The sequence below is a fragment of the Mesorhizobium sp. M4A.F.Ca.ET.020.02.1.1 genome (assembly GCF_004022645.1).
Taxonomy (GTDB): domain Bacteria; phylum Pseudomonadota; class Alphaproteobacteria; order Rhizobiales; family Rhizobiaceae; genus Mesorhizobium.
The window spans coordinates 1-2,585 of the sequence record NZ_RZOI01000800.1; the positions used below are offsets into that span (position 1 = coordinate 1).

The following is a 2,585-nucleotide window of genomic DNA, read 5'->3' on the forward strand; positions in this document are numbered from 1 at the left end:
GTCTTGTAGCCCTTCACCGGATTGGTGCTCGGCTTGAAGAAAGTGGCGCGTTCGCCGCGTTCGATCGCCATCAGCGGCGACAGCCTGGTGCCCGACGTGATGACCATGGCGGTGCCGGCCGCATTGGCGATCTTGCCGGCGTCGAGCTTTGTGCGCATGCCGCCGCGCGACAGCTCGGACGCGGCGGCACCCGCCATCGCCTCGATGTCGGGGGTGATGCGATCGACCACCGGGATGAATTTGGCTTGCGGATCCCTGGCCGGCGGCGCCGTGTAGAGCCCGTCGATGTCGGAGAGCAGCACCAAAAGGTCGGCCCCCATCATCGTCGCCACCCGCGCCGCCAGCCGGTCGTTGTCGCCATAGCGGATTTCGGAGGTCGCGACCGTATCGTTCTCGTTGATGACCGGCACCGCCTTCATCTTGAGCAGCGTCGAGATCGTGGCGCGGGCGTTGAGGTAGCGGCGGCGCTCCTCGGTGTCGCCGAGCGTGAGCAGGATCTGGCCGGATTTCAGCCCGCCCTTGCCGAGCGCGTCCGACCAGGCGCCGGCGAGCGCGATCTGGCCGACGGCGGCGGCGGCCTGGCTCTCCTCCAGCTTTAGCGCCCTCTTTCCAAGACCGAGGATGGTGCGGCCGAGCGCGATCGCGCCCGAGGAGACGACGAGCACTTCGGCGCCGCCATGGGCAAGCACCGCAATGTCGTCGGCCAGCGAATCCAGCCAGTCGCGCTTCAGCCCCGTGCCGCGGTCGACAAGCAGCGCCGAGCCGATCTTGACGGTGATGCGCCGGTATTTCTTCAGCGACTGCATGGTCACTGCCAGCGCGTGTCGGCGGGAGCGGGAACCGCGTCGCGCGCCTCGGCCACGACAGCCATCAGCGCGCGCTGCACCGCTTCCACGCCTTCGCCGGTGACGGCCGACAACAGCATCGGCGCGCGGCCGGCGGCGCGCTTAAGCGAGGCCGTCTTCTTCTTGCGCCCCTCGGCGTCGAGGATGTCGATCTGGCAGAGCGCCACGATCTCGACCTTCTCAGCCAGCCCATGGCCATAGGCCTCGAGCTCGGCACGCACGGTCTTGTATGCCTTGCCAGGATTCTCCTCCTGGGCGGAGACGAGATGCAGCAAGACGCGCGTGCGCTCGACATGGCCGAGGAACCGGTCGCCAATACCGACGCCCTCATGCGCGCCCTCGATCAGCCCGGGGATGTCGGCGATGACGAATTCGCGGCCGTCGATGCGGGCGACGCCGAGGCCGGGATAGAGCGTGGTGAAGGGATAGTCGGCGATCTTCGGCTTGGCAGCGGTGACGGCGGCGAGGAAGGTCGACTTGCCGGCATTGGGCAGGCCGACCAGGCCGGCATCCGCGATCAGCTTCAGCCGCAGCCAGATGCTGAGCTCCTCGCCCGGCAGGCCGGGATTGGCGCGGCGCGGCGCCTGGTTGGTCGAGGTCTTGAAATGCTGGTTGCCGAAGCCGCCATTGCCGCCCTTGGCAAGCAGGAAGCGCTGGCCGACCACTGTGATGTCGCAGATCAGCGTCTCATTGTCCTCGGCAAAGATCTGGGTTCCGACCGGCACTTTCAGCGTGACGTCGGCGCCCTTGGCGCCGGTCATGTTGCGGCCCATGCCGTGCGTGCCGGTCTTGGCCTTGAAGTGCTGCTGATAGCGATAGTCGATCAGCGTGTTCAGTCCGTCGACCGCCTCCGCCCAGACATCGCCGCCGCGGCCGCCATCGCCGCCATCCGGCCCGCCGAACTCGATGAACTTCTCGCGCCGGAACGACACCGAGCCGGCGCCACCGTCGCCGGAGCGGATATAAACCTTTGCCTGGTCGAGAAATTTCATCGTCGTTTCGAGTTTCTGCTGATGGCCTTGAGCGATTGCTCTAAGGCATGTTGAGATTCAGGTCAGGCCGAGCCGAAAATGGCGAGTTCCGAGAACCGGAGCGAAGCGTGCTTAAGTACGCGAGCACCGGAAGCGCAGGAAACCGGCATTTGCAGGCCGGCATCACCTGAATCTCGACATGCCTTAAACCAAGGCGGGGCACAGCGCGAGGCCGATTTGCGACTAAAGCGCCGGATGCCCTTTTGCAAAGGACGCGGTAGCACTGTTGGCGGGCGGGACTGAAGGGGCGCGGCAATGAAGCTTGTCACCTACAACATCCAGTATGGCATAGGTCTCGACGACCGTTACGATGTTTCCCGCATCGCCGATGCCGTGCGCGGCGCCGACGTGATCGCGCTGCAGGAGGTCACCCGCAACAACCCCAGGAACAACAACCGCGACATGGTGGCCGAACTCGGCGAGGCGCTGCCTGACTACTTTGCCGCCTATGGCAGCAATTTCGAGGTCAATATCAGCTCGCGCCTGGAGGCCGGCCGCGCCATCACGACCACCTTCCAGCTCGGCAACATGGTGTTGTCGAAGACACCCATTCATCTGTCGCGCAACCTTCTCCTTCCGCGCAGCCGCAGCCTGGAGGCGATGAATTTCCAGCGTGGCGCGCTCGAGGCGCTGATCGAGACACCGCTCGGCTTTATCCGCTTCTACTCCACGCATCTCGACCATCGCAGCCCTGTCGAACGTCAAAGCC

General features: G+C 65.4%; 3 protein-coding genes. 1 reads left to right on the forward strand and 2 read right to left on the reverse strand.

Translation table 11 applies throughout. The features are described from left to right. Positions 1–806, reverse strand: an 806-nt coding sequence (proB, locus tag EN742_RS31300; RefSeq protein ID WP_128333683.1) for a glutamate 5-kinase, incomplete at its 3' end; no start/stop codon positions are given. Positions 807–808: 2 nt separating this feature from the next. Further along, positions 809–1,837, reverse strand: a complete 1,029-nt coding sequence (gene obgE, locus EN742_RS31305; protein WP_127404971.1) for a GTPase ObgE — start codon at positions 1,835–1,837, stop codon at positions 809–811. 294 nt (positions 1,838–2,131) lie between these two features. On the opposite strand from obgE, the gene EN742_RS31310 reads away from it, so the two are divergent. Further along, on the forward strand, positions 2,132–2,585 hold a 454-nt coding region (locus EN742_RS31310; protein WP_348632873.1), incomplete at its 3' end, for an endonuclease/exonuclease/phosphatase family protein.